This is a genomic window from Cupriavidus sp. 09_S30, assembly GCF_056930435.1.
In genome coordinates, this window is sequence record NZ_JBXOWI010000002.1 from 2,326,836 (window position 1) to 2,349,384 (window position 22,549).

Consider the following 22,549-nt stretch of genomic DNA (forward strand, 5'->3'; position numbering starts at 1 on the left):
GGTCTGGGTGCCCAAGGCACACAGACCGTCCATTTGCTACTTCCTGAATTAGGTGGCGCGGCTGGCAGGATTCGAACCCACGACCCCTTGGTTCGTAGCCAAGTACTCTATCCAACTGAGCTACAGCCGCACGCGAGGACAGAACTATATCGCATCCAGCGGAAATTGCAAGCCCTTTCTGCATTCGAGCTGGATTCCGTACGCTGGCCCGGCGTCTCCGGGCAACGTCAGGCACATCCCGTCGTGGCCGTTCCAGGGCCTGGCGCGACCAGGTTCAACGTGTCGGGGGATTGGTTCGCGCCCATCCGCACGCACTGCGTCTGCGGCATCCCGTCAACCGCCGGGAGCGATTCCCGCCCGGCACTCGCTCGGGCTGCAGCCGGCATGGGCGCGGAAGATGCGGCTGAAGTGCGACAAGTTGCTGAAGCCCCAGGACAGGGCGATCTCGGTGATCGAACGCGCGGCCATGTCCGGCGCGCACAGATCGCGCATGCAGGCCTCCAGCCGCTGATGCTGGATGCTCTCAGCGAGAGTCTGGCTGCTGCCCGCAAACACGCTATGCAGATGACGCCGGCTGCAGTTGAGCAATTCGGCCAGCCGGTTGACGTTGAAGCCCGGATCCCGCAGGTGGAGGGCGATGGTCTGGCGCACCCGGTCGCGCAGCGCTTCGCGCTGTGAGCGCTCCGTGCGCTGGCCGGCGAGCTCGAGCAAGGACATCTGCACCAGCTGCATGATCACCTCGCCGCTGCCATGCGCGCTGGCAGCATGCATGTGGGGCAGTTCCTGCCAGGTCTTGTGCAGCGTTTCCAGCGTGACGCGCGAAATCCCGAGCGTGGCGCCCACATGCCGCGCGGTCAGCTCGTCGAGCGGCAGGCCGGCGACAAGCAGGCGGGTCTTGGGCAACATCACGACCAGGTGGTCCGAGAACTCCGGGTTGGACACCGTATAGCGTTCGGTCGTGTCGTAGATGGTCCAGCTGCCGGCGCCCACCTCGGCCTGCCGGCCCTCCTGCTCGACTGCCGCGCAGCCCCGCAGGGGCGCGACAATCTTGAGAAAGGCGCTCTCGCTTGCGCGCGCCAGCGAAGCCGTGCGCATCACGCGATGACGATTGGCTTCCAGCCGGGTCAGGACCACGTCGCCGGCGTGGCGCACGTCGAGCTGACCGTCGAACGTGGCGTCGCCGTACACATCACATTCCAGCCCGCCGAACTGGTGCCACATCCATTCACGCCACACTGCCACCCGCTCGCGCGGGGCGAACTGCTCGGTGGAGATCATTTGGGAGAGGGACATGGCGTTGACAGACGCTGACTGCGGGGGCAGCGCAAATTATAGGCAGATTGGCCTACCCGCGCAGGGCTAGGGGAAATCCCTAGCGGATTTGCGCGATCCGAACAATGCCTTGTGCACACCTGGCACAGCGCCGCCACACGATTGTTCTTACGATACCCGGACTCGCGCTTCCTCCTTCGCAAAGGTGCCGGCCCCCAGTAAAAGACAGGCACCAGCGCATCGCCCACACTGCGTCCGCTTTCGGCAGTGGCTCCCGGCCGCCCCCGGCCGGATGGCAAACCGGAGGGGCGCGCGCCTGACGGGGCGGTGACGCTCCGCTCCACCATCCCAGGAGACAATCCATGGCCGACATCCAGATGCTGATCGGCGGCGCCGCCTGTGGCGCCGCCAATGGCGCCACATTCGAGCGCCGCAACCCCCTAGACCAGAGCGTGGCGACGCGCGCGCCGGCCGCCACGGCAGCCGATGCCGCGGCTGCCGTCGATGCCGCGGCCAAGGCCTTTCCCGCCTGGGCCGCGCTGGGCCCCGGCGAGCGCCGCGCCCTGCTGCTGAAGGCGTCCGAAGCACTGCGGGCCAAGGGGGCCGCCTTTGCTGCCGCCATGGCGGCCGAAACCGGCGCCTCGGATATCTGGGCGGGTTTCAATGTCCATCTTGCCGCCGGCATGCTGCAGGAAGCTGCTTCGCTCACCACCCAGATCCAGGGCGAGGTGATCCCCTCCGATGTGCCCGGCAACCTGGCCATGGCGGTCCGCCAGCCAGCGGGCGTGGTGCTGGGGATCGCACCCTGGAACGCGCCGGTGATCCTCGGCGTGCGTGCCATCGCCACGCCGCTGGCCTGCGGCAATACCGTCGTGCTCAAGGGCTCGGAACTGTGCCCGGCCACGCACGGCCTGATCATTTCGGCCCTGCAGGAAGCAGGCCTGCCGCCCGGCGTGGTCAACTTCATCACCAATGCGCCGGCCGACGCCGCGGCCGTGGTGGAAGCCATCGTGGCACACCCGGCGCTGCGCCGGGTCAACTTCACGGGCTCGACGCACGTGGGCAAGCTGATCGCGCAGACCTGCGCGAAGTACCTGAAGCCGGTGGTGCTGGAACTCGGCGGCAAGGCGCCGATGCTGATCCTGGACGACGCGGACATCGACGCCGCAGTGGCCGCCGCCGCCTTCGGCTCCTTTGCCAACTCCGGCCAGATCTGCATGTCCACCGAGCGCATCGTGGTCGACGAGGCGGTGGCCGACGAGTTCGTCGCCAAGCTGTCGGCCAAGGCGCAGAGCCTGCCGCTGGGCGATCCCCGCAAGGGTCCCGTGGTACTCGGTTCCGTGGTGGACCTGAGCACCGTGCAGCGCTGCAACGCGCTGATCGACGATGCGCTGGCCAAGGGCGCCACGCTCGTATGCGGCGGCAAGGCCGACAGCACGCTCATGCCCGCCACCCTGCTCGACCACGTTACGCCGGCGATGCGGATCTACCGCGAGGAGTCCTTTGCCCCGGTCAAGGCCATCGTGCGCGTGCGCGGCGTGGAGCAGGCGGTGGCCACCGCCAATGACAACGAATTCGGCCTGGCCTCGGCGGTATTCAGCCGCGATATCGCGCGCGCCTGGCAGGTGGCGTCGCGCATCGAGGCTGGCATCACCCACATCAACGGACCGACGGTCCACGATGAAGCGCAGATGCCGTTCGGTGGCGTGAAGGCTTCCGGCTACGGCCGCTTCGGCGGCCAGGCGGGGATCGACGCCTTCACCGAACTGCGCTGGATCACGGTGCAGACCACACCGCGCCACTACCCATTCTGAACAGCTCGCCCGGCCCGGCGCCGCTCGCAGGCGCCGGCGCGTATCGGTACGACGCACGAGATCGAGCATCACGAGGAGATAAGCAGTTGATTCAATCAGCCAGAAAGTCGGTCGCCAAGGCGGCCATTGGCGTAGCGCTGGCGGGCATGGCATGCCTGGCCGGCGCACAGGAGCCGCAGGCCATCGGCAAGGGCCAGCGCTTCTACGAAAAGGTTTGCGCGAAGTGTCACGAAGCCGGCATCGGCCCGGTGATCAAGGGCCGCGGTTTTCCCGAGATGACCTACATGGTCATCGCCCGCAATGGCTTCAATGCCATGCCGGCCTTCCGCGTGTCCGACATCGACGACGAGACGCTGAAAGACCTGGCGTCCTACCTGTCGCACACCCCGGTCCAGAAATGAACGGGAGGACGCTCATGAACACGGATCGTCGTTTGGTTCTCAAGGGCCTGGCAGCGGCAGGCCTGGCCGTGTCCGGCGTGGCCTGGGCGCGCACCGGCGGGCCTGGCGCCGCCCTTGCGCCCGGGCTGGCCGCCCCCGGCACGGACGCGGCCGCGACCGCCTTGCTGGCCTTGACATCGCAGGCCGGCGGCGGCGCGCTCGATGCCGCCTTCCTCGCGGGCGTTGAGGCGGGCAGCGCCGCCGTCCGCCCCACCCTGCCCGCCTTGCCCGCCATGCAGTTGCGCGGCCTGGACGCGGCCGCCTTCGGCCGCCTGGACAGCCTGCTCAAGGACACGGAGCAGACCATGCTGGTCGGCCTGACCGACGACGCCACCGCCACGCTGGTCCTGGATCTGGTGCGCTCGGCCGGTGGCCGGGTGCTGGCGGTCGAGCACCACCGCGTCGGCAATGGGCCGGATGCAGCGCCGTGGGCGCGCGCCCTGGGCCGCAGCCTGGCGGCCGCCCACGCCGCCACCGACGCCACCCCGACCTCGGCCGGCGCTGGCGCACAGGCCTGCGTTTCCTTTCGTTGCGTGATCTGATTTAGCAAGAGCATGAATAGCAAATACGTTTCCCTGCCCAAGGGCGTCTCAGAAAGCCAGTTCGATGCCGCCATCGCCAAGTTCGCGGGCGTTGTCGGCGCCGACAATGTGCTGACCTCGCTCGAGCGCCTGGCGTCCTACATGAAGATCATGATTGCGGAAGACGCGGCCAAGCACGCGCCTTCCGCCGTGCTGATGGCGACCACCGTGGAGCAGGTGCAAGCCATCGTCAAGATCTGCAATGACTTCCGGATCCCGATCTGGACCATCTCGACCGGCCGCAATTTCGGCTACGGCTCGGCCGCACCGGTCGAACGGGGCCAGGTGGTGCTGGATCTGCGCAAGATGAACAAGATCATCGAGGTCGACCCGGAGCTGTGCACGGCGCTGGTGGAACCGGGCGTGACCTACCAGCAGCTCTACGACTACATCGAAGAACGCAAGCTGCCGCTGATGTTGTCGATGCCGGCCCCTTCGGCGATCGCGGGCCCGGTGGGCAACACCATGGACCGCGGCGTCGGCTATACGCCGTACGGCGAACACTTCCTCATGCAGTGCGGCATGGAGGTGGTCCTTGCCAACGGCGACGTACTGCGCACGGGCATGGGCGGAGTCCAGGGCAACAACAGCTGGCAGGTCTTCAAGTGGGGCTACGGGCCGACGCTCGACGGCATCTTCACGCAGTCGAACTACGGTATCTGCACCAAGATGGGCTTCTGGCTGATGCCGAAGCCGCCCGCCTACAAGCCGTTCTCCATCAAGTACGACAATGAGGCCGACATCAGCGAGATCGTCGAGCTGCTGCGCCCGCTGCGTATCGCGCAGATCATCCCCAACGCGGTGGTGATCGCCAACGCGCTGTGGGAAGCCGGCAGCGCCAACGTGCGCCGCGCCGACTACATCCAGACCCCCGGCGCCACGCCCGACAGCGTGGTCGAGAAGATCAAGCACGACAAGGGCCTGGGCGCCTGGAACGTCTACGCGGCGCTGTACGGCACGCCCGAGCAGATCGCGGTGAACTGGGAGATCGTCACGCAGGTGGTCAAGAAGTCCGGCAAGGGCCAGATCATCACGCAGGAGGAAGCCGGCGATACGCAGCCGTTCAAATACCGCGCCCAGCTCATGTACGGCGTACCCAACCTGCAGGAGTTCGGCCTGTACAACTGGCGCGGCGGCGGCGGCTCGATGTGGTTCGCGCCGGTCAGCCAGGCGCGCGGCAGCGAGACCCACAAGCAGGCCAAGCTGGCCAAGTCCATCCTGAACAAGCACGGTCTCGACTATGTGGGCGAGTTCATCGTCGGCTGGCGCGACATGCATCACATCATCGATGTCCTGTACGACCGCTCGAACGAAGAGGAAACCAAGCGCGCCCACGCCTGCTTCACCGAGCTGCTCGACGCGTTCGAGAAGCAAGGCTACGCCGTGTACCGGGTGAACACCGCCTTCATGGACCGCGTGGCCAGCAGCTATGGCCCAGTCAAGCGCGATGTGGAACGCAAGATCAAGCGCGCGCTGGATCCCAATGGCATCCTGGCACCGGGCAAGTCAGGCATCCGCATCTGACGATGCGTTTGCAGGGTGCCGCCGCGCAGGCAGTGAGCGGCACCCGGCGGCGCGGGCCGGCAAGGTGGGCCGCGCCGCCATTGTCAGCGGCTTGCGCTGCTTGCGCTGCTTGCAGCTGCCGGTGTGCGTTGGGTGGCCGCCGCCGGCTCGCCTTGCGCATTGTTCCCGTCCTGCCCAGCTGCACCGGACTCCCGCCAGCCACCCCCAAGCGCCTTGTACAAGGCGACCTGGCTGTCCAGCTTCGCCAAGCGATAGGTGACGAGTTGCTGCTGGGCGTTGTAGAGCTGACGCTGCGCATCGAACACGCCGAAGTAGTCATCGACCCCATTGCGGAAGCGCATGCGCGACAGCTTTTCGGTTTCGCTGATTTCCTGGACCATGGTTTCCTGCGCCTTGATCTGGCGGTCGTAGGTGGCGGTGGCGGCCATGCTGTCGGCAACCTCGCGGAAGGCCGTCTGGATGGTCTTCTCATAGTTCGCCACGTTGATGTCCTTGCGAATCGTAGCGAGGTCCAGGTTGGCCTGGTTGCGCCCAGCCGTGAAGATCGGCATGGTGAGTTGCGGCGCGAAGACCCAGGCCAGGCCGCCGGAGAACAGGCCGGCGAGGCTGGTGCTGGCCACGCCGAGCACGCCGGAGAGCGTGATGCTGGGGAAGAAGGCGGCGCGCGCCGCACCGATATTGGCGTTGGCGGCCTTGAGCTGGTGCTCGGCGGCGTGAATGTCGGGGCGCCGCTCCAGCAGGCTCGAAGGCAGTCCGGCAGGTACCGCGGCGAGCAGGCCTGGCGCGTCGAGCGCCGGCGCCTGCTGCGGCTGAGCAGGAAGCGGCCCGCCAAGCAGCAGGGTCAGTGCATTCTCATCCTGCGCGACTTGGCGCGTGTATTGCTCCACCCCGACCTGGGCTGTCTGCAACTGGGTCTGCGCACGATGTTCATCGAGCTTGGCCAGGGCGCCGGCGCGCTGCCCGCGCGACACCATCTCGGCAGCCTCCTGTTGGCTCTTGAGCGTGTCCTGCGACAGCCCGAGCAACTCGCGGTCGGCCAGCAGCGTCAGGTAGGCATCGGCGACCTCGGCCACTAGCGTGATCTGTGCGCTGCGCCTGGCGTCTTCGGTGGCCATGAACTCTTCCAGCGCGGCATGCTTGAGACTGCGCACGCGGCCAAAGAAGTCCAGTTCATAGGAGGTGAAGCCGATGCCGGCGGTATAGCTGTTGATCTGGGCGGACTGCCCGGGGGCGCGCAGCTTCGGCGACACACGCGTGCTTGCCAAGCCGGCATTGACATCGATCTCCGGGAACTGCGCAGCGCGCTGGACCCGATACAAGGCGCGAGCCTCGTCGACGGACAGTGCCGCTATGCGCAGGTCGCGGTTACCCGACAGCGCGCGTGAGATCAGCTCCTGCAGTTGCGGATCGACAAAGAATTCGCGCCACCCCACTTCGACCGGCGCATGGTTCGGCGCATTCGGCGCCGGTGGTGCGGCGCTGCCCGAGGCCGGCGCGTAGGCCGCGCCGCTCGGCCAGCTGGACGGAACGGGGGCGGCGGGACGCTGGTAATTGGGTTCCAGCGTGCAGGCTGCCAGCGGCAAGGCGAGCGCGACATACAGCCAGCGCGTGCGGGCAGATAGGCATACGAAGAGGGATAGAGAGCGGTTCGGACTAGGCATGGGCAGCATCAGGGAGAGGACCGGACAGGGCGGGCGCTTGGCTCGGCAGCGCGTGGCATCAGCCGGAGAGCGCCCTTCGCACCAGGCGCGAGATCGCCAGCCCAGGTCGTCCCAGGGCTGCGATGTTGTGGGGCGGATCGCTGAACAGCATGCGGATCAGGCCATGGCGCGCCGCCATGTCTGTATGCAGCGCGACGCCAAGCAAGGTGCCCTGCCGGCGCACGATGCGGCAGGGGATCCAGCCTGTCTGGCGCAGCCACAAGGCGCCCTCGGCCGGAACGGGCACCGCGGCGGCCGACGGCGTCACTACGGCGGCGCCGTTGCAGGAGAGGTCCTGCGTGCTGACGCGGTACTCCTTGCCGGCCACACGCAGCAGCGCCCGCTCCTCGAACGGAAAGCGCTCTTCTTTGCGCGGACGCGGCAATTCCACGCAGACCAGCATCGACGCCAGGTAGAGCGTCAGGGCAATGGTGGTCCAGGCGACATTGAAGGCTAGCCCGGGCGCGTCGGGGTTGGCGGCCAGAGCGTGCCCCAGGCCCAATGCCGACAGCAGCATCAATCCCAGGTAGAGGGCGGCCAGCTTGCCGTGGATGACCAGCCGCGAGCGGTCGAGCCCCTTGTTGGTGACCTTGAACGGCCGTCCGAACGGTCTGAAGATGGCGCTGACGAGCGAGGCAGAGACCGCCAGCGCGGCAACGATCTGGGTGACCTCGGTGAAGATGGGCAGCGCACGGCAGCGCGTGATCCAGACGCTGTAGGCCCAGTACGCGAGCAAAGCCGGCGCGCCGTACGCCAGGAACTGCAGCGGGTCGTTGGTGGACAGGGTCGGTACGTCGAAGTACCAGTACAGGAGGGGGCCTGCCAGCAGCATCAGCGTGAACGGGCGGCCAACCCAGTGCAGCAGGCCGTGGATGTAATGCAAGCGCTGCCGCCAGGTATAGCCGCGTCCCCGCAGCGGCCCGTCCGCCGTCAGCGCTACCTGGATGGTACCGAGGCCCCAGCGGCTGCGCTGGCTGATGTACTCGGGCAGGCCTTCGGCGGACAGGCCCACGCTGAGGCGCTCATTGAGCCAGCGGGTGATGTAGCCGAGCGGCATCAACCGGTAGGTCAGGTGGATATCTTCGGTCACCGTGCCGGTGGGGAAGCCGCCGATGCGGCCGAGCAGGTCGCGGCGCACCACGAAGGATGTACCGATGCAGAAGGCCGTGCCCCAGGCATCCTTGGCTGGCTGCATGACGTCGAAGAAGGCGCGTTGTTCGTCGACCCAGCATTCCTGGGAGCGGAGGTTGTACTGGATCGGGTCGGCGTTGTAGTAGAACTGCGGCGTTTGCACGACACCGACCTTGGGGTCGGAGAACAGGCCGATGGTGCGCAGCAGGATGTTGCGATGGGGAGCGAAGTCGGCGTCGAGCACCAGGATGTAGGGGGCGCCGCCGGCCGCCGCACTATGGTGCAGGCCGTTGTTCAGGTTGCCGGCCTTGGCGTGCAGGTTGTCGGGGCGTGTCACATAGCGCGCACCCACGCTCTCGCAGAACGTCTTGAGCCAGTCGCGCCGCGTGTCGTCCAGCACCCAGACGCGGAAATCCGGATAGTCGATGGCGAGCGCGGCAACGATGGTCTTCTCCAGGATCTCCAGCCCTTCGTTGTAGGTGGCGATGAAGATGTCCACCTGCGGGACCGAGCGCGCGCGGCGCAGCGCGGCCTCGCCGGCGTCGGCCGCGCGTGAGTGGTCGCTGCTTCGGCTCAGCACGATGATGGAGAGCAAGGTGTACGCCATCGTCATGCATTCGAAGGCGAAGAACAGGTACGCCCAGATGCTGGCGAAGTCCATGCGGAAATCGGGCAGGGTCTGGCTTGCGCGCCAGCCGAGATAGACGAGCAGCAAAGTCGCGGTGAAAGCGCCGAACAGGACGCGGTCGGCCGGGCGCTCCGGCCTGCCTAGCTGTCCGAGGGCGAGCACCACCACCAGTACGCCGGCATTGATCACGACAAGGATCGGGGAGTCGAGAAAGAAGGAGAACATCGAGGTCAGCATCGTCACTCCTGGCGCGGCGTTGCCGCGGTGTTGGCGGGCGGCTCGCCGCACTGCGCATTCAGGCAGCCGCCGGGACGGAAGGGATTCCAGCCGGCGGCGGCCAGCACCGCCCAGGCCGTGGCACCGAGGTGCGGCAGGTGGAAGTAGAAGAAGTCGTCGGACGTCGAGGTCGGGCCGATGCGCAAGCCGGTGCGGATGCGAGGCTGCGGCGTGGCGTAGAGCAGGCCGGACGGCGCGCGCTGCGCCAGCAGCAGCGGCCAGAGCGGTGCGGCGTCCTGCTGCCGGCCCGCGCCCACGAGGACCAAGGCCGCTTGCGCCGTCCCCTCGGTCCAGATGCCGTCGGGATTGGCATTGAAGCCGAAGCCGTCCTGCACGCGGTGGTGGTGCGCCACCCAGTCGATGCTGCGCTGCCAGCCGCCGGCGCCATCGGGAATGGCGATCAATGGCCACAACGAGGCATCCAGCGCGGATGGGCCCTTGTTCAGGGTGCGGCCGTCCTCCGCGGTGCCGATCACGAAGCGGCCGTCGCTAGCGCTCCACATCGCCTCGACGAAGGCGCGGGCACGCGCAGCTGGCGCGGCCCAGCGCGGCGCGCCGGATGTCCCCGCCAGCCAATGAAAGGCGGCGTAGGCGTCGACGTTGTGCTCGGTGGATTTCCAGCCCTGGCGGGTCGGTCGTGGTTCCTCGCCGAAATAGCCGCCGGTGTAGCCTGCCGGCGCCGCTGGGTCGAACATGCCGTGCTCGATCCATCCCATCATCGCGGCGGCGCCATCGAGATAGCGTGGATCGTGCGTGGCCTGATGCAAGGCCAGCAGCATCAAGGCGGCCCAGGCGACGTTACCCGTTGCGGTGCCGGCCTGGTACTCATCCTCGAACCAGCGCTTGGACGGTGTGTCCCACCAGCCTGGCAAGGGTACCGGCCCGGCCGGCACAGCCCCGGCACGGTAGGCATTGCGCAGGCGAGAGTCGTGATAGAAGCGATCCTGTGCGCTGGCCCGCAGCACGGCATCGCCGATCCGGCGCGCTTGCTCCGTGCGCCCGCAGGCGACCAGCGCGATGCCGGCGAGCGCATTGTCGTAGACGAATGCCGCCTGGCCCAGCGCCGGTATGATGGGCTCTCCGCCGGGAGCGGGCTCGTAGCTGGCCAGAAACAAAGGCCCGCCGCCAGGGACCGCATCGACACGCGCCGCCAGTGTGCGACAGCCGGCGGCCAGCAGCGCGGCACGCGGCGAAGCCTGGAAAGTCTGGGGCGAGGCCGGCTGCGCCACGGCACACCGCCCGAACATCAGCGAGAGCGCCAGGGGCAAGCCCAGCAGTGACACGGGCAAGAGGGATAGGATGCGGCGACTCGACATGATCCGGCTCCCGGTGCTCACCATGACGCGCTCAGAGGCGCGCGCCGAGCCAGCTCCGCTCCAGGCTTACCTTGGCCCACCGGCCCATCGCGCAATGCTGCGTGGCGTCAGCGGTGGCCAGGCGTGGTGCCGCCGACAGAGGCTTGTCGAGCTTGGCGATCACGTAGATCTCGTTCTTCTCGATCGGCGGGAAGGGAACGAAATAGCGTGCCTGCTCGCCTTCCGAGGCGCGCGGTAGGATTTCCGCCACCGACGCCGGCAAGGCGGACGGAACACCGTCAACATGCACACGAAGACGGGAGCCCGGCAGCAGGTTGTCGCTCAAGCTGCGCGGGAAGACGGCCACCACCTGCGTCTGCGAACAATTGCTGGCCCGTGCCAGCGTGGCACCGGCTGCGACTCTCGTGCCCGGCGCGGCGAGGACATCCTCGATCACGCCGGCCTCGCTGGCGCGGATTTCCAGGTTGGACAAGCGGTCGAGCCTGCCCTGCTCAGTGGCGATCAGCTTGTCGACGGAGGCGTCGTAGTCCTGCAACTGCTGCAGTTGGGCCTTGAGCTGCACGATGTCGGCGCTGAGCTGGGTATGCTGTTGCTGGAGAGCGGCAACCGGCCCGTCGGTGGCCGAGATGAAGACTTTGCCCTTCGATGCCTGGCTGCTGCCTACTGCATTGTCCAGCTCCGCTTTGGCGGCAGCCTTGGCATTGTTCAGCACGGAGAGCTGGTAGCGCGAGGCACTCGTGTAGGCCTCGCTTACCGCGCCCGCCCACTGCATGGACTGATTGCGGTTGACCACCTCTTCCTGCTGGTCAACCTGTGCCTTGGCGACGGCCACTCGTGCCTGCAGGGCGCGGACGTTGGAGGAGTGCTCTTGTTCCGCGGCGGCATGGTAGCGCTGCAGGTCGCGCTCGTTCGCGGCCAATTGCACCTGCTCACCCTCAAGCTTGGCCTTGGCGGCATCAAAGCGCTGCTGGTTGTCGAGCTTCTTGCCGGTGAGCTCGACCAGCAGGGAGCGGTCGATGTTGGGATTCTGCACCGTCATCAGGCCCTGGCTGGCTTGGAACGGCTTGCCCCGCGCCACGAGTTGGCCGGTCACCACGCCTTCCACCGGCGAGGTGATCAAGGTCACCGGACTATTGACCACGGCGCGTTCGGAGCTGCGCGTGAAGACATTGGGGAACATCACCGTGAGCACGACCCAGATGACGAACAAGACAAAGCCATAGCCAGCGGCGCGTGGCAGAAGCTGCCACACGGGGCGCGGGATCAGGGGGCCGCGCGGGGCGGTGACGACACCGTGGTGCGAAGGTGCACGGACCCCTGACATCTGGTGTTCCGTGCGGGCATCCTGGCGGTGTTCGAGCGAATCTGGCATGGCATCCTCCGACGGGTGAGGCACGGGAAAAGGGGAGCCCGCCGCGATGCATGATCAGCGCGGTTGGCGGGCGCGCATGCAAGCCTGCCCCCGCGCTTGAGCGTTGCGCAGCCCGGCTTGCATGTCCCCTTCCCGCTTGTTGTTCGATGTGCGAGTCGATGGCGAAATGCCGCATCGACGCACGATCAGGACGACCGGCATACCGGTCCGTCGATTCGCCCCGGCGCACCGGGGCGTGTCACTGAATAGACCTTACGGTCACGTTGGTTTCACGCTGGCTAGAACGATGCTGCGACACCAGCGCGTGTACGCTAAGGCTACTCAAGCATGCCGGCACTTGCTGTAAGAATGTGTAAGGGCAGACGGTAGCACTGCTTAAATCGCGTGATCTGTCGGTGCTGTCACGCTCGCTGTCCAAGCCGCTGGCGGCACAGAACCCACCAACTGTGGGATCGGACACGAGCCACAACTCGACGGATCCGCTGCGGCATCGACGTTCATGAGCACAGTTAGCGGGGCAACGGTAGCGGCCCGGTGTACCCAGTGTATGCAGCCTGTCCGTGGGCGCTTCCTACGCTCATCACAGGCGCTCGATAGGCGCATGCGCCCAGCCTCCGGACCAACGCTGAGATCGCATCGCGCAATCGAGCCCAAATACGGGACATCACATTCCTTGAATGTGCTCTCCTCATGCTGGTGAGGCCAGGCACACGGCCAGTAGTGCCACCTTGGGAGCGCTCAGAACTTCAGTATCTCATCTGCCGTATTGAGAATCCGGGCGGAGGACTGCTGAGCACGGCGCACAATGCTGTCCACGTTGTAGGCTAGCAGGCGGCCGTTCCGCTTGATTAGTCGCCCATCGACCAGCACTGTGTCGACGTTGCTGGCGGTGCCGCTCTGAACAATCGCCGTTTCGATATTGCCGATTGGCCAGATGTTCAGGTCCTTGGCCCGCACCAGAATGATGTCCGCACGCTTACCCTCGGTAATCGATCCAGTAATGTCACCGATCCCCATGGCAATGGCCCCATTGATCGTCGCCATCTCGATCACCTCTTGCACGCTGACCGCAGACGCCCGCTCGCTCGGCGTGCCTGCCCAGGGCACTCCGAGATTCCAGGTAAAGCGCATCATTTCGAACATATCCGGTGGGGCAATGGACGTCGCGTCGCTTGACAACGAGATGGTCAGCCCCGCGGCACGCATCGCGAACAGGGCGGCGCGGGCATCGCCCGTGCTACTGAGCCGGAGCTCGGAATGCGTCGCAAACGAAAGCGGTGTCTTCGTACGCGCCATCGCCGCCAGATCTTCCGTGGTCGCGGGGATGTAGTGCGCGATCATGAAATCCGGACCGAGATAGCCGCGCCGCTCGTAGTCGACCGCATCAACATTGTTGGGGGACTCCTGCGGCGCATGGATTGCTACCGGAAGCCCGCTCTCCTTGACGAACTTCATTTCCTCGTGAAAGACGGCTTCCGTGCTTTGCTGCGGGCCGCGCAGATTCAATCCCAGATGAACCAGACCGTCGAACGGAGAATTTGCACCGAACCATTCGTGCCGGACGCGCGCAAGGTCGTTGAACCTGTTCACCTCGTCCACCGGGAGCTTGTCGATGTGCCCGTACGAGTAACGAGCCCGCAGCAGCGAGTGTTGGTGCGCGCGAAGCTCGGCGTCCGCGTGGGCTGCTGAGCGGGTATTGTGCGACCAGTTGTGCACCGTAGTGGTCCCGCCGTTCACTAGTTCGGCGCACGCAAGGAGCACGCTGTTGTAGAAGTCCTCGGGCGTATACAGGCCAGAAGTGGCACTCTTGGCCGGATAGTAGGAAAAGCCGCCGTTACGCGCAGTGAAACTGCGTCCGATCGCGCTCCACATGTGGTAGTGAGAGTTGACGAAGCCGGGCATGACAATCATGTCCGTGGCATCGATCTGCTGCGCACCAGGCGCGCTCAATCCCCGACCGATCTTTTCGATCACACCGTTTCGAATCAATATGTCGGCGCGTGGCAATACGCCTTTGTTCCGATCAACAGTGATGACCATGCCATTCCTGATCAGGTAGGTGCCACGACGGGCTCCGGGCGCTGCGGATGGCGCGCCGCCCCGCGCCGAAGCGACAAGCGAGGGGATCCCTGTTGCCACGGCAATCATTGCGCCGGCGGCCTTGGTAAATGCTCTTCTTGTGGTTCTCATCTTTGTCTCCCAATACGACGCGGATTGCAGGAAAATAGGTGTCGTCAACGCGTTTTGAGAAAAAACGCGATGGTCATGGCCAGCCCTGTCAGGACCACAAAGCCGCGTACTACAGCCGGCTTCAACCGCCGCGCCATCGCGCCGCCGAAATACCCGCCGGCCGTAGCACCAGCCGCCATCCATAGTGCATGCGTCCAGGCGATGGCGCCGCTTGCCGCATAGATGACGACGGCCATCAGTGTCAGGATCACGGAGACGAAGTTCTTGATGCCATTCATTCGGCTCAAGTCGGTATGCCCGAGCGCGCCGAGCGTCGCCAGCAGCAAGATACCGAGACCCCCGTTGAAATAACCACCATAGATCGCGACCGCAACGATGCCGATGTCCGCGCCCCATTCGCAGCGAGCATTGGCCGCGGGGCGTCCTCTGCGCAGAAGCCATGGCCCACAGGCAAAGAGAAGTGTCGCGGCCAATAGCAGCCAGGGCACGATGCGGCCGAAGGCGCTGTTCGAAGTCGATAGCAGCAACGCTGCGCCTGCCGCTCCGCCCAGCACCGACAGCAGACCCATCCGGACAAGCGAGGGCGACATCGGCTCGGACAGTTCCTTGCGCAGGGCCCAGGCACCAGCCACGTAGCCGGGCAGGAGCGCGGCCGTCCCAGTGGCGTTGGCAGATACCAGCGGCACGCCAACCATCGCCAAGGCCGGCAGCGTCAGGAAACTACCGCCGCCTGCCACGGCATTCAGCGTACCGGCCAGGGTCGCCGCGCCACCGAGCAATACCCAATCGACCGGCGTCATGGCTTGGGCACGGGCAGAGACATGCGATCGATCCGCAGTAGCATCGTGAGTACTATTCCGATGACCGATAGCAAGGTGATCTGTATGAAGCCGGCCGCGCTCCAGCCAAAGCGCGCCGCGATGCCGCCGATGATGTAGCCCGCGAAAGCGCCGGCGCCGTAGAGCGTCGTCACGAAGACACCGGTCGCCCGGTTCGTGAGCGAAGCGCGCACGGCCTTGATGTGGTATCCGGCCAGGTTCACGTACAGCACGCCACTCACCACCAGTCCCCAAACAAAGGACAACACCGATTGGACCACCATGCCTGTCGGCCCCGAGAACAGAAGGATGCCGAGCAACCCGGCCCCCGCAAAGCTCAGCGACAGCACCAGCTTGGGATGAAAGCGGTCACCGAGCCAGCCGCCAAAGATGGAGGCGAACACCCCGCATCCGAAGATGCTCATGACCCGGCCCGTGTCTGAAGGCGTGTAGTGCAGATGCTCTCGCAGAAAAGTGGGATACATGCCGAGGTAGCCATAGATGCACAGTCCGCCGATGACGCTCATCGCGGTCAACAGTACCGTGTTCCGGTTCCACATCGCCGTTGCACCGCGCGTGTCGATGCGCATGTCAATGGTGCTGGCCTTCTCGGTCATGCGCTTGCTCACTGCAGCCGCGATCAGTGCCATGGCGGCGAATCCGGCCAGGCCGAACACCATCAGCGGCAGGCGCCAGTTGCGGTCGAAGCCAATCAGGTGCCCACCGAGCAGCGGCCCTACGATGGCACCGACCCCGAAGGAGAAGTTGATGGCACCGACTGCAGTCGCGCGGAATCGCGCAAAATAGCTCGCCGCTGTGGCGATAACCACGGTCAGTTGCATCGCCTCGCCGATACCGGTAGCAGCGCGGTACACGATCATGTCGCCGAAGCCGCTCGAATAGGCAGTGAGCAGCGTGGCGAGCGAGAAAACCGCGATGCCGAGCTGCAGCACGGATTTGCGCGACCACCGCGCCAGCAGATATCCGGTCGGCACCCCTGCCAGTGCCATCCCAAGCGTGAAGATGGTCGAGAGCAGGCCGGTGTCGGCGAGGCCGAACCCAAACTCCCTTCGCACGTCCGCGGCGATCAGCGGAAAGATCTGCCGGTCCATCGCATTGAGCGCGTAAGAGGCGAGCAGCACAAGAAACATGCCGATCTCCAGTGCTGTGACGGGCGTTTCGTTGCGCCCCTCACCGGTCAGCGGATTGGCCGATGTCGAGGAATTCACTTGGTGTCTCCTTCTCGTCAAGCGAGATTTTTTTCGGGTTGCCGGCAGCTCTGGCCGGCTATAGGTCGAGTCGTGCCGCCTTGTACCAATCGAGGATTTCTTCCCCAGTAAGGAAGGCGACGTCGTCGCGCGCCCGGATGTGCGCCAGCGCCTCCCGAAAGTAGCGCAGGCGGTGTGGCGCACCCATGATGTACGGATGCACAACCAGCGCCATCACGCGGGCCGAGCTCTTCGCATCAGCGTAGAGCTGCTCGAACTGGTCGATCGCGCGGTCGCGATACTCGCTGGCCTTGTGATGCTGAATCAGCATCATCGCTACATCATTGCACTCTTGCGTGTAGGGTACGTTCACGATGCGGCCGCCATCGCGCGTCATCAGTTCCACCGGCTGATCGTCGAGCACCCAGTCGCACACATACTCGTAGCCTTGCTCTGCAAGGATGTCCGGCGTGTTCCAAGTTTCGGTGAGCCCCGGGCCAAGCCAGCCACGCGGGCGCTTGCCGGTATAGGCGCGAATGGCTTCGGTGGTCTTCGCGATGTCGATCGCTTCGTCGGGCACCTTCTGCATGTTGCGCTGCCCGAAGCCATGACCGATAAACTCCCAGTTGCGCGCCTTCGCCGCCCTGGCGATAGGCTCGTACGCATCGATCGCGGAGCCGTTGATGGCAAGCGTGGCGCTGATCCCCAATTCGTCGATGACGTCCAGCATGCGCCAGAAGCCGACGCGGTTGCCGTATTCGTGCCAGGCCCAGTTCGGGATATCGGGCATCGGCGAGCCGCCGGCGGGAGGCGTGAGAACCGTGCGCGGCATGGTCTCGTTGATATCCCACTCCTCGACATTGACGATAACCCAGACAGCCAGGCGCTTGCCGCCCGGCAACGTCAAGGCCGGACGCTCTGAAATAGCCGAATACGAGATGCGTTCAAGGGGCTTCATGGTGTGTTTCCGTTGACGTGGTACTCAGACAATCTCGACCTGCAAGGGGGCGAGTCCTTCAATGCGGCCAGTGAGCCTGTCACCGCGCTGCACCGCGCCGACGCCTTCGGGGGTGCCGGTGAAGATCAGGTCGCCGGGAAGCAGGCGGTATTGCCTGGACAGTTCGCTTACGATTTCATGGACGTTCCAGATCATCTTCTCAAGCAGAGAGTCCTGTCGCACAGTCCCGTTCAGCGCCAGGCTAAGTGTCCCCGAACGGAGATGGCCGACCTGCGTTACGGGATGGATGGGACCGCATGGCGCCGAATGGTCAAATGACTTCCCCAGTTCCCACGGCAGGCCGCGCTTGTTGCATTCGCGCTGGCGGTCCCGCCGTGTCATATCAAGACCTGCGGCATAGCCGAAGACATGGTTCAATGCCGTGTCCGGCGACACGCTTACCGCTTCGCTGCCGATGGCGACGACCAGTTCAAACTCGAACTGAAAGTCCTCGGTAAACGTCGGATAGGGGACGCGCCCATCGGTGACAATGGCATCAGCCGGCTTCTGGAAGAAGAATGGCGGGTCGCGTTCGTCGCCCTCCCCCATCTCCCGAATATGGGCAAGATAGTTACGCCCCACGCAATAGACGCGCCGCACCTGGAAGCGTTGGTCGCTGTCAACGATATCAAGGAAGGTTGGGGCAACGCTCAGGATCTCGGTCGACTGCGCGATGTTGTCTGCACTGGTACTAGGCATATGGATTGTCTCTTAGTAAGATGTTCTGACGGAGTGGCTAGAGTTTAGAGTTGAGGTCATTCAGTCTCAATGCACAGGCTTGCGAAAAAATGTGCAATCCTTGCGATCCTTTGCCCCTTTCCCATGCACCAGGCGCATCCCTCGAACGACCCGCTGCCACCCCTGCACCACAACGGCGAAAAGCGCGCTTCCATCCGGAACTACACCATGGCGGCCCGGGCGCAGAGCGCCTACTTTGGCATCCACGATCAGAGCAATTGTCTGCCGAATCCGGTACCGCACCGTCACGAGTACTTCCAGATCTACGTCAACATACAGGGCGAGTCCACTCACTACATCGGGGACCAGCAGCGTCCCATTCGCTCCGGCACGATAAGCTTCGTGCTACCGTTCGTTGTTCACTACATTCCGAATCCAGCGGACGGCCAGTTCTACGTGATCAACATCAGCAAGGAGTACTTGCTGCCATCACTTAATCTTGACGTTTTCGCGCTCTCGGACGTGCCTCTTGCGCACGCGCCAGAACTCGCCCCCTTCCGGTTTCAGCATTGCCTGGATTTTCAATTCGATGATCTGGACACGCATTACCTTCAGCAGCTTTGCGAGCGCATGGCACAAGAGGCGCTGCAATCGCCGAGTGGCGACACGGCCAGCAACCTGTTGATCCGCAGCCACCTGCTAAACCTGATTGGCATGGTATGGCGACGCCATGGCGACAAGATCCGTAGTTGCGAGGCTAGCGGACGACATCTGCAGCCGTACAAGCAATCCGTGCTTCGCTGCATGCGCTATATCACTGACAACCTCTCCGGGGAACTGACTCTGGGCGATGCTGCGCAAGCCAGTCATGTGTCAGCAACCCACCTGGCCCACCTCCTGAAGAACGAAACCGGAAAGACTTTTCTGGAACTGGTGACTGAAAGGCGGATTGAGCGGGCAAAGAGCTTGCTGGTTTTCACATCCGCTTCCGCCGCAGAAATCGGGCAAAGCACGGGATTCGGCGAACCGAATAACTTTGCCAGGCGGTTTCGGCAGATCGTAGGGTCGACGCCGCTGGCATTTCGACGCCAATTCCAGGGCGTGGGCGCGCGCATCTGGGTTGAGTAGGCCCAACTGTCAAACAGCGGTTGGAACGCAGGAGGGAGCGCGTCAATTCGTGACGCCTGCACGATACCGGTCGGAGCGCGCAGCACGCTCGTGTATCTTCCCGGCTTTATAACCAGTTTTTCGGCACGGACAAGCAACCCAACGTACCTGCACGGACGCGCTCGGAAGTAGTCCGGCTAGTGCCGCCCGGATGGCTGGTTGAGATTGCGGTCACGGCGAGCCGCGTGCCATCGCGCAGCGCACGATAGACGCAGGGCTGGCCACCGGTGCCGTGACAGGAGTACATCCATATTGATGTACTACCTGATTTCACCAATCGCCTTGGGCGGGTAGCTTGCCAGTACGATCGAGGTCGTCACAGGTCCGAATCTGGCCAGCGCGTCGATGACGGTTTCCAGCTGCTTCATTCTTTCAACTACCACACGAACAATGAAGCAGTCGCTGCCCGTGATGCGATGCGCCTCGATGATCTCAGGCATCGCCGCAAAGGCCTTCAGGCACTTCGCGATCTGCGCATGACTCGTTTGTATGCGGACTAGCGCGGAGATATCACGACCGATCAGCCCGGCGTTGATTCTTGCCGAGTAACCTTCGATCACGCCTTGCTCCTCGAGTCGCCTGATCCGGGCGCTGACAGCTGGTTGCGACAGTCCGATCTGCTTGCCTAGCTCGGTATTCGTCACGCGCGCATGCGTTTGCAGCGCCTCGATAATGCGCCAGTCGAGTCGATCCAGTTCCACCTGCTTAGGTTTCATTCGTGCATGCCCCTCAATTCCGTGCATTCGAAGCCCGTGGGCAACGATTTCATTGGTTCGGCTATTCTGGCAGAGACCATCGGCTTTTACACTGGATACTCATTCAGGGGGGCTAAACATGAGTCGACGCGTTCTGATCGTGCCTGGTCACGGCAATTCGGGAGCAACACACTGGCAAAGTGTCTGGGAGGCTGCGAAGCCGGGGCACTGGCGCCGCATGAAGGTGGAAGACTGGGATCACGCGGTCTGCGACGAATGGGTAGCGGCAATCGATCGCGAAGTGGCGGCTCTCGGTCCTGATACGATCATCGTCGCTCATAGTCTCGGGTGCCTCGCGGTTGTGCATTGGGCCACGCGTTACGCCGCCGCCATTCGAGGGGCACTGCTCGTAGCTGTTCCAGACCCATCGGCATCGGCCTTTCCCAGCGCCTTCAGCATCGGGTTCTCGCCCGTACCGTCAGCAAGATTGCCCTTTCGCAGTATCTTGGTTGCAAGCAACGACGATCCCTATGCAGCAATCAGTTATGCACAGTCCTGTGCCAGTACATGGGGTAGCGAATTTCTCGACGTCGGAGCACGCGGACATTTGAATGCCGCCAGCCAACTGAATGACTGGGCTGAGGGATACCGGCTCCTGCAGCATTTTGATGCGAGCGCACCTACCTGACAGGCAATCTCGCGAGCGAATATCTGGTCGCAACTTTGGGACGTCAACGTAGGAGCGATGTCATCGTCTGCGGGCCTGGAGGCTGACCGTGCCGCCAGGCTGCCTGCTGGCTGGCGCGGGCCTGGGCATCACCAATACGCCTGTGACCAACACCACGACGGGTTCGGTGTCGAGCGCGCGCGCCGGCATGATCTCCCTGGCCATCAACATCGCCTTGATGGGATTTCTGCTGGTACAAGGGGTATTGCCAGCCATGACCGGCCACCAGTGGGCAGTGATGCGCCGCTGACCTCGTCACCACAAACCAATGTCACGCGGTCACGCGCGCGATCGGTTGCTGGCAATCTCCTGCAGGAATCGAATCGAAGCCTGTTCCAATTGGGCGATGCCTGGCGCCTCCACCGGAAAGTGACCGCAGTTTTCCAGCATCACCAATCTCTTCTCGCCCTTGATGCGGTCAAAGAACTGCCGGCTCGATTCGAAATCCGTCCAGCGGTCGTTTTCGGGGTGTGCCAGCAGGAGAGGACAGTAGTCGAAGTCCTCAGGCTCAATGTCCGGCCGCACGGCGAAAATTGACTGCATGAAGTTGACCGGCACACGTACGCCGCCGCCATGAGGATCTTCGGCAACGAACCGGTTCAGCGATGGATCGTTCGACATCGCGCCCATTTTGGTAAACCACTTCACGGGCAGTCTCAGTCCGCCGATCAGAGGGGCGCAGAAGGGCAACAGGGGCATCATGACGTGGCACACCAGCGCATTGCGGGCAAACTGCCGTTTCACCAGCGGCGAGCGCGGATCCGCAAGGGTCGTGGCGATCACGCCAGCAATCGGGCCGCCACCCATTCGCGCCGCGCACAGGTAAGCCAGATAGCCACCAAGGCTACCGCCGCACAACACTACGCGCCGCCCAGTGTTCCGGTATTCGATGGATGCCAGATCGCATAGCAAGTCGGTCCACGCCTCGTAAGTAACCAGTGAAGCAGGCGCCTGACTCAATCCATATCCCGGTAGATCCGGAGCTATTACCTCGTAGCCGGCGCCGTGCAGCAGCTTGCCAATCGGCGCGAACAGCCGGCCATACCCTCCACCTCCATGCACTACGATCACCGTCAGCGGCGATGCAACGCAGGGAAATCGATCAACATGGATCGATGCTCCTTTCCAGGGGAGCCGCTCTTCATTCGGGCTGTTGGCGGCGGTGACTCGCGCATGTGCGGGAAAAAACGATTGGTACTGCTTCCAATAGGTTTCCGTCTTGTAGCTTGCCTGGGGCATCGGTAGATGATGTGCGGAACGCGGTATCCGGGGCGATCACTCAACTGTTGGGGGCGTGGAAGGCCAGCATGAATCCGCGTTGTGCAGACCTTCCTTGACGCAGGGGAAGACGTACGCCGATGCGGGTCGTTGCTATTTCCTGGATTCGAATGCCATCCGCACCGCCAGACCTGTCAGAACGCCTCCCATCAGCCAGCGCTGCACCGACAGCCACGACGGGCGTCCTGACAGGAAGATAGATATCGATCCGGCTGTCGCGACGATCAGTGCATTCACAGCGAGGCTGATCGAAATCTGAACGCTGCCGAGCGCCAGCGATTGGGTAAGAACACTGCCGTGTCCTGGCGTAATAAACTGGGGAAGCAGAGACAGATACATGACGGCGATCTTGGGATTCACCAGGTTAGTGATAAACCCCATGCCAAAGAGCTTCCTCGGGGTATCGACCGGTAGGTCGCGCACTGCAAACGCGGACCGCCCGCCCGGTTTGACCGCTTGCCAGGCAAGATACAGAAGGTACAAAGCGCCGCCAAAGCGAAGCGTGTCGTATGCGTAAGGTACCGCAAATACGAAAGCCGTGATTCCGAATGCCGCACAGAGCATATAGAACACAAAGCCCAGAGCAACGCCTCCCAACGAAATGAGGCCTGCGCGTCTACCTTGGCAAATTGAGCGGGAAATTAGATAAATCATGTTCGGCCCCGGCGTTAACACCATTCCCAACGCCACAAGAGCGAACATGAGCAATTGCGTGAAATCAGGCATAACCCATCTCC

19 protein-coding genes, 1 tRNA gene and 1 pseudogene are annotated in these 22,549 nt (G+C 64.1%); 7 read left to right on the top strand and 14 right to left on the bottom strand.

From position 1 onward, the window contains the following. Nucleotides 1-53 precede the first annotated feature (53 nt). Nucleotides 54-130 (bottom strand) — tRNA-Arg (locus AC1Z3O_RS30590). A 203-nt stretch (nucleotides 131-333) separates the two neighbouring features. Continuing rightward, on the bottom strand, nucleotides 334-1,293 hold the full coding sequence (locus tag AC1Z3O_RS30595; protein ID WP_483520401.1) for an AraC-like ligand-binding domain-containing protein: 960 nt from the start codon (nucleotides 1,291-1,293) through the stop codon (nucleotides 334-336). A 341-nt stretch (nucleotides 1,294-1,634) separates the two neighbouring features. Here AC1Z3O_RS30595 and AC1Z3O_RS30600 point away from each other — a divergent pair, with 341 nt between their 5' ends. From AC1Z3O_RS30600 to AC1Z3O_RS30615, 4 genes are all read left to right on the top strand, one after another. After that, a complete protein-coding gene (locus AC1Z3O_RS30600; protein ID WP_483520403.1) occupies nucleotides 1,635-3,086 on the top strand; it encodes an aldehyde dehydrogenase in 1,452 nt (483 codons plus the stop codon). A gap of 86 nt (nucleotides 3,087-3,172) precedes the next feature. Then, entirely contained in the window at nucleotides 3,173-3,487 is a 315-nt protein-coding gene (locus AC1Z3O_RS30605) for a c-type cytochrome (protein WP_483520405.1), read from the top strand. 14 nt (nucleotides 3,488-3,501) lie between these two features. After that, nucleotides 3,502-4,068: a hypothetical protein gene (locus AC1Z3O_RS30610; protein ID WP_483520407.1), complete on the top strand. Its 567-nt coding sequence runs from the start codon at nucleotides 3,502-3,504 to the stop codon at nucleotides 4,066-4,068. Nucleotides 4,069-4,080: 12 nt separating this feature from the next. Continuing rightward, the gene (locus AC1Z3O_RS30615) at nucleotides 4,081-5,631 is read left to right on the top strand and encodes an FAD-binding oxidoreductase (RefSeq protein WP_483520408.1); all 1,551 of its coding nucleotides are present in this window, start codon (nucleotides 4,081-4,083) and stop codon (nucleotides 5,629-5,631) included. A gap of 83 nt (nucleotides 5,632-5,714) precedes the next feature. Here the strand turns inward: AC1Z3O_RS30615 and AC1Z3O_RS30620 are convergent, their stop codons facing one another. The 9 genes from AC1Z3O_RS30620 to AC1Z3O_RS30660 form a co-directional block, all read right to left on the bottom strand. Further along, nucleotides 5,715-7,292 carry an efflux transporter outer membrane subunit gene (locus AC1Z3O_RS30620; RefSeq protein WP_483520410.1) on the bottom strand — a complete coding sequence of 526 codons (1,578 nt, stop codon included), beginning with the start codon at nucleotides 7,290-7,292 and terminating at the stop codon, nucleotides 5,715-5,717. Nucleotides 7,293-7,350: 58 nt separating this feature from the next. After that, on the bottom strand, nucleotides 7,351-9,315 hold the full coding sequence (locus AC1Z3O_RS30625) for a glycosyltransferase (protein WP_483522088.1): 1,965 nt from the start codon (nucleotides 9,313-9,315) through the stop codon (nucleotides 7,351-7,353). A 14-nt stretch (nucleotides 9,316-9,329) separates the two neighbouring features. Further along, on the bottom strand, nucleotides 9,330-10,682 hold the full coding sequence (locus AC1Z3O_RS30630) for a hypothetical protein (RefSeq protein WP_483520412.1): 1,353 nt from the start codon (nucleotides 10,680-10,682) through the stop codon (nucleotides 9,330-9,332). A gap of 31 nt (nucleotides 10,683-10,713) precedes the next feature. Continuing rightward, entirely contained in the window at nucleotides 10,714-12,006 is a 1,293-nt protein-coding gene (locus AC1Z3O_RS30635; protein WP_483522089.1) for an HlyD family secretion protein, read from the bottom strand. Nucleotides 12,007-12,792: 786 nt separating this feature from the next. Then, nucleotides 12,793-14,244, bottom strand: a complete 1,452-nt coding sequence (locus tag AC1Z3O_RS30640; protein ID WP_483520414.1) for an amidohydrolase family protein — start codon at nucleotides 14,242-14,244, stop codon at nucleotides 12,793-12,795. Between the two features lie 44 nt (nucleotides 14,245-14,288). Then, on the bottom strand, nucleotides 14,289-15,044 hold the full coding sequence (locus tag AC1Z3O_RS30645; RefSeq protein WP_483520416.1) for a sulfite exporter TauE/SafE family protein: 756 nt from the start codon (nucleotides 15,042-15,044) through the stop codon (nucleotides 14,289-14,291). Next, complete coding sequence (locus AC1Z3O_RS30650; protein ID WP_483520418.1) at nucleotides 15,041-16,291, bottom strand: MFS transporter; 1,251 nt, start codon at nucleotides 16,289-16,291, stop codon at nucleotides 15,041-15,043. The genes AC1Z3O_RS30645 and AC1Z3O_RS30650 overlap by 4 nt, the downstream gene beginning before the upstream one ends. Before the next feature lie 58 nt (nucleotides 16,292-16,349). Next, the gene (locus AC1Z3O_RS30655; RefSeq protein WP_483520420.1) at nucleotides 16,350-17,228 is read right to left on the bottom strand and encodes a polysaccharide deacetylase family protein; all 879 of its coding nucleotides are present in this window, start codon (nucleotides 17,226-17,228) and stop codon (nucleotides 16,350-16,352) included. 24 nt (nucleotides 17,229-17,252) lie between these two features. Further along, entirely contained in the window at nucleotides 17,253-17,966 is a 714-nt protein-coding gene (locus AC1Z3O_RS30660; protein ID WP_483520422.1) for a fumarylacetoacetate hydrolase family protein, read from the bottom strand. Nucleotides 17,967-18,089: 123 nt separating this feature from the next. Here AC1Z3O_RS30660 and AC1Z3O_RS30665 point away from each other — a divergent pair, with 123 nt between their 5' ends. Further along, a complete protein-coding gene (locus AC1Z3O_RS30665; RefSeq protein ID WP_483520424.1) occupies nucleotides 18,090-19,073 on the top strand; it encodes a helix-turn-helix domain-containing protein in 984 nt (327 codons plus the stop codon). Nucleotides 19,074-19,372: 299 nt separating this feature from the next. On the opposite strand, the gene AC1Z3O_RS30670 is transcribed toward AC1Z3O_RS30665, so the two are convergent. Then, entirely contained in the window at nucleotides 19,373-19,828 is a 456-nt protein-coding gene (locus tag AC1Z3O_RS30670) for an Lrp/AsnC family transcriptional regulator (RefSeq protein WP_483520426.1), read from the bottom strand. A 118-nt stretch (nucleotides 19,829-19,946) separates the two neighbouring features. Between AC1Z3O_RS30670 and AC1Z3O_RS30675 the strand changes: the two genes are divergently transcribed. Both AC1Z3O_RS30675 and AC1Z3O_RS30680 read left to right on the top strand, forming a co-directional pair. Next, nucleotides 19,947-20,495 carry an RBBP9/YdeN family alpha/beta hydrolase gene (locus AC1Z3O_RS30675; RefSeq protein WP_483520428.1) on the top strand — a complete coding sequence of 183 codons (549 nt, stop codon included), beginning with the start codon at nucleotides 19,947-19,949 and terminating at the stop codon, nucleotides 20,493-20,495. Between the two features lie 82 nt (nucleotides 20,496-20,577). Continuing rightward, nucleotides 20,578-20,742, top strand: a pseudogene (locus AC1Z3O_RS30680) (MFS transporter); the annotation flags it as partial. Between the two features lie 71 nt (nucleotides 20,743-20,813). Here AC1Z3O_RS30680 and AC1Z3O_RS30685 read toward each other — a convergent pair. Both AC1Z3O_RS30685 and AC1Z3O_RS30690 read right to left on the bottom strand, forming a co-directional pair. Then, nucleotides 20,814-21,773: an alpha/beta hydrolase gene (locus AC1Z3O_RS30685; protein ID WP_483520430.1), complete on the bottom strand. Its 960-nt coding sequence runs from the start codon at nucleotides 21,771-21,773 to the stop codon at nucleotides 20,814-20,816. A 132-nt stretch (nucleotides 21,774-21,905) separates the two neighbouring features. Next, on the bottom strand, nucleotides 21,906-22,538 hold the full coding sequence (locus AC1Z3O_RS30690) for a LysE family translocator (protein WP_483520432.1): 633 nt from the start codon (nucleotides 22,536-22,538) through the stop codon (nucleotides 21,906-21,908). Nucleotides 22,539-22,549 lie beyond the last annotated feature (11 nt).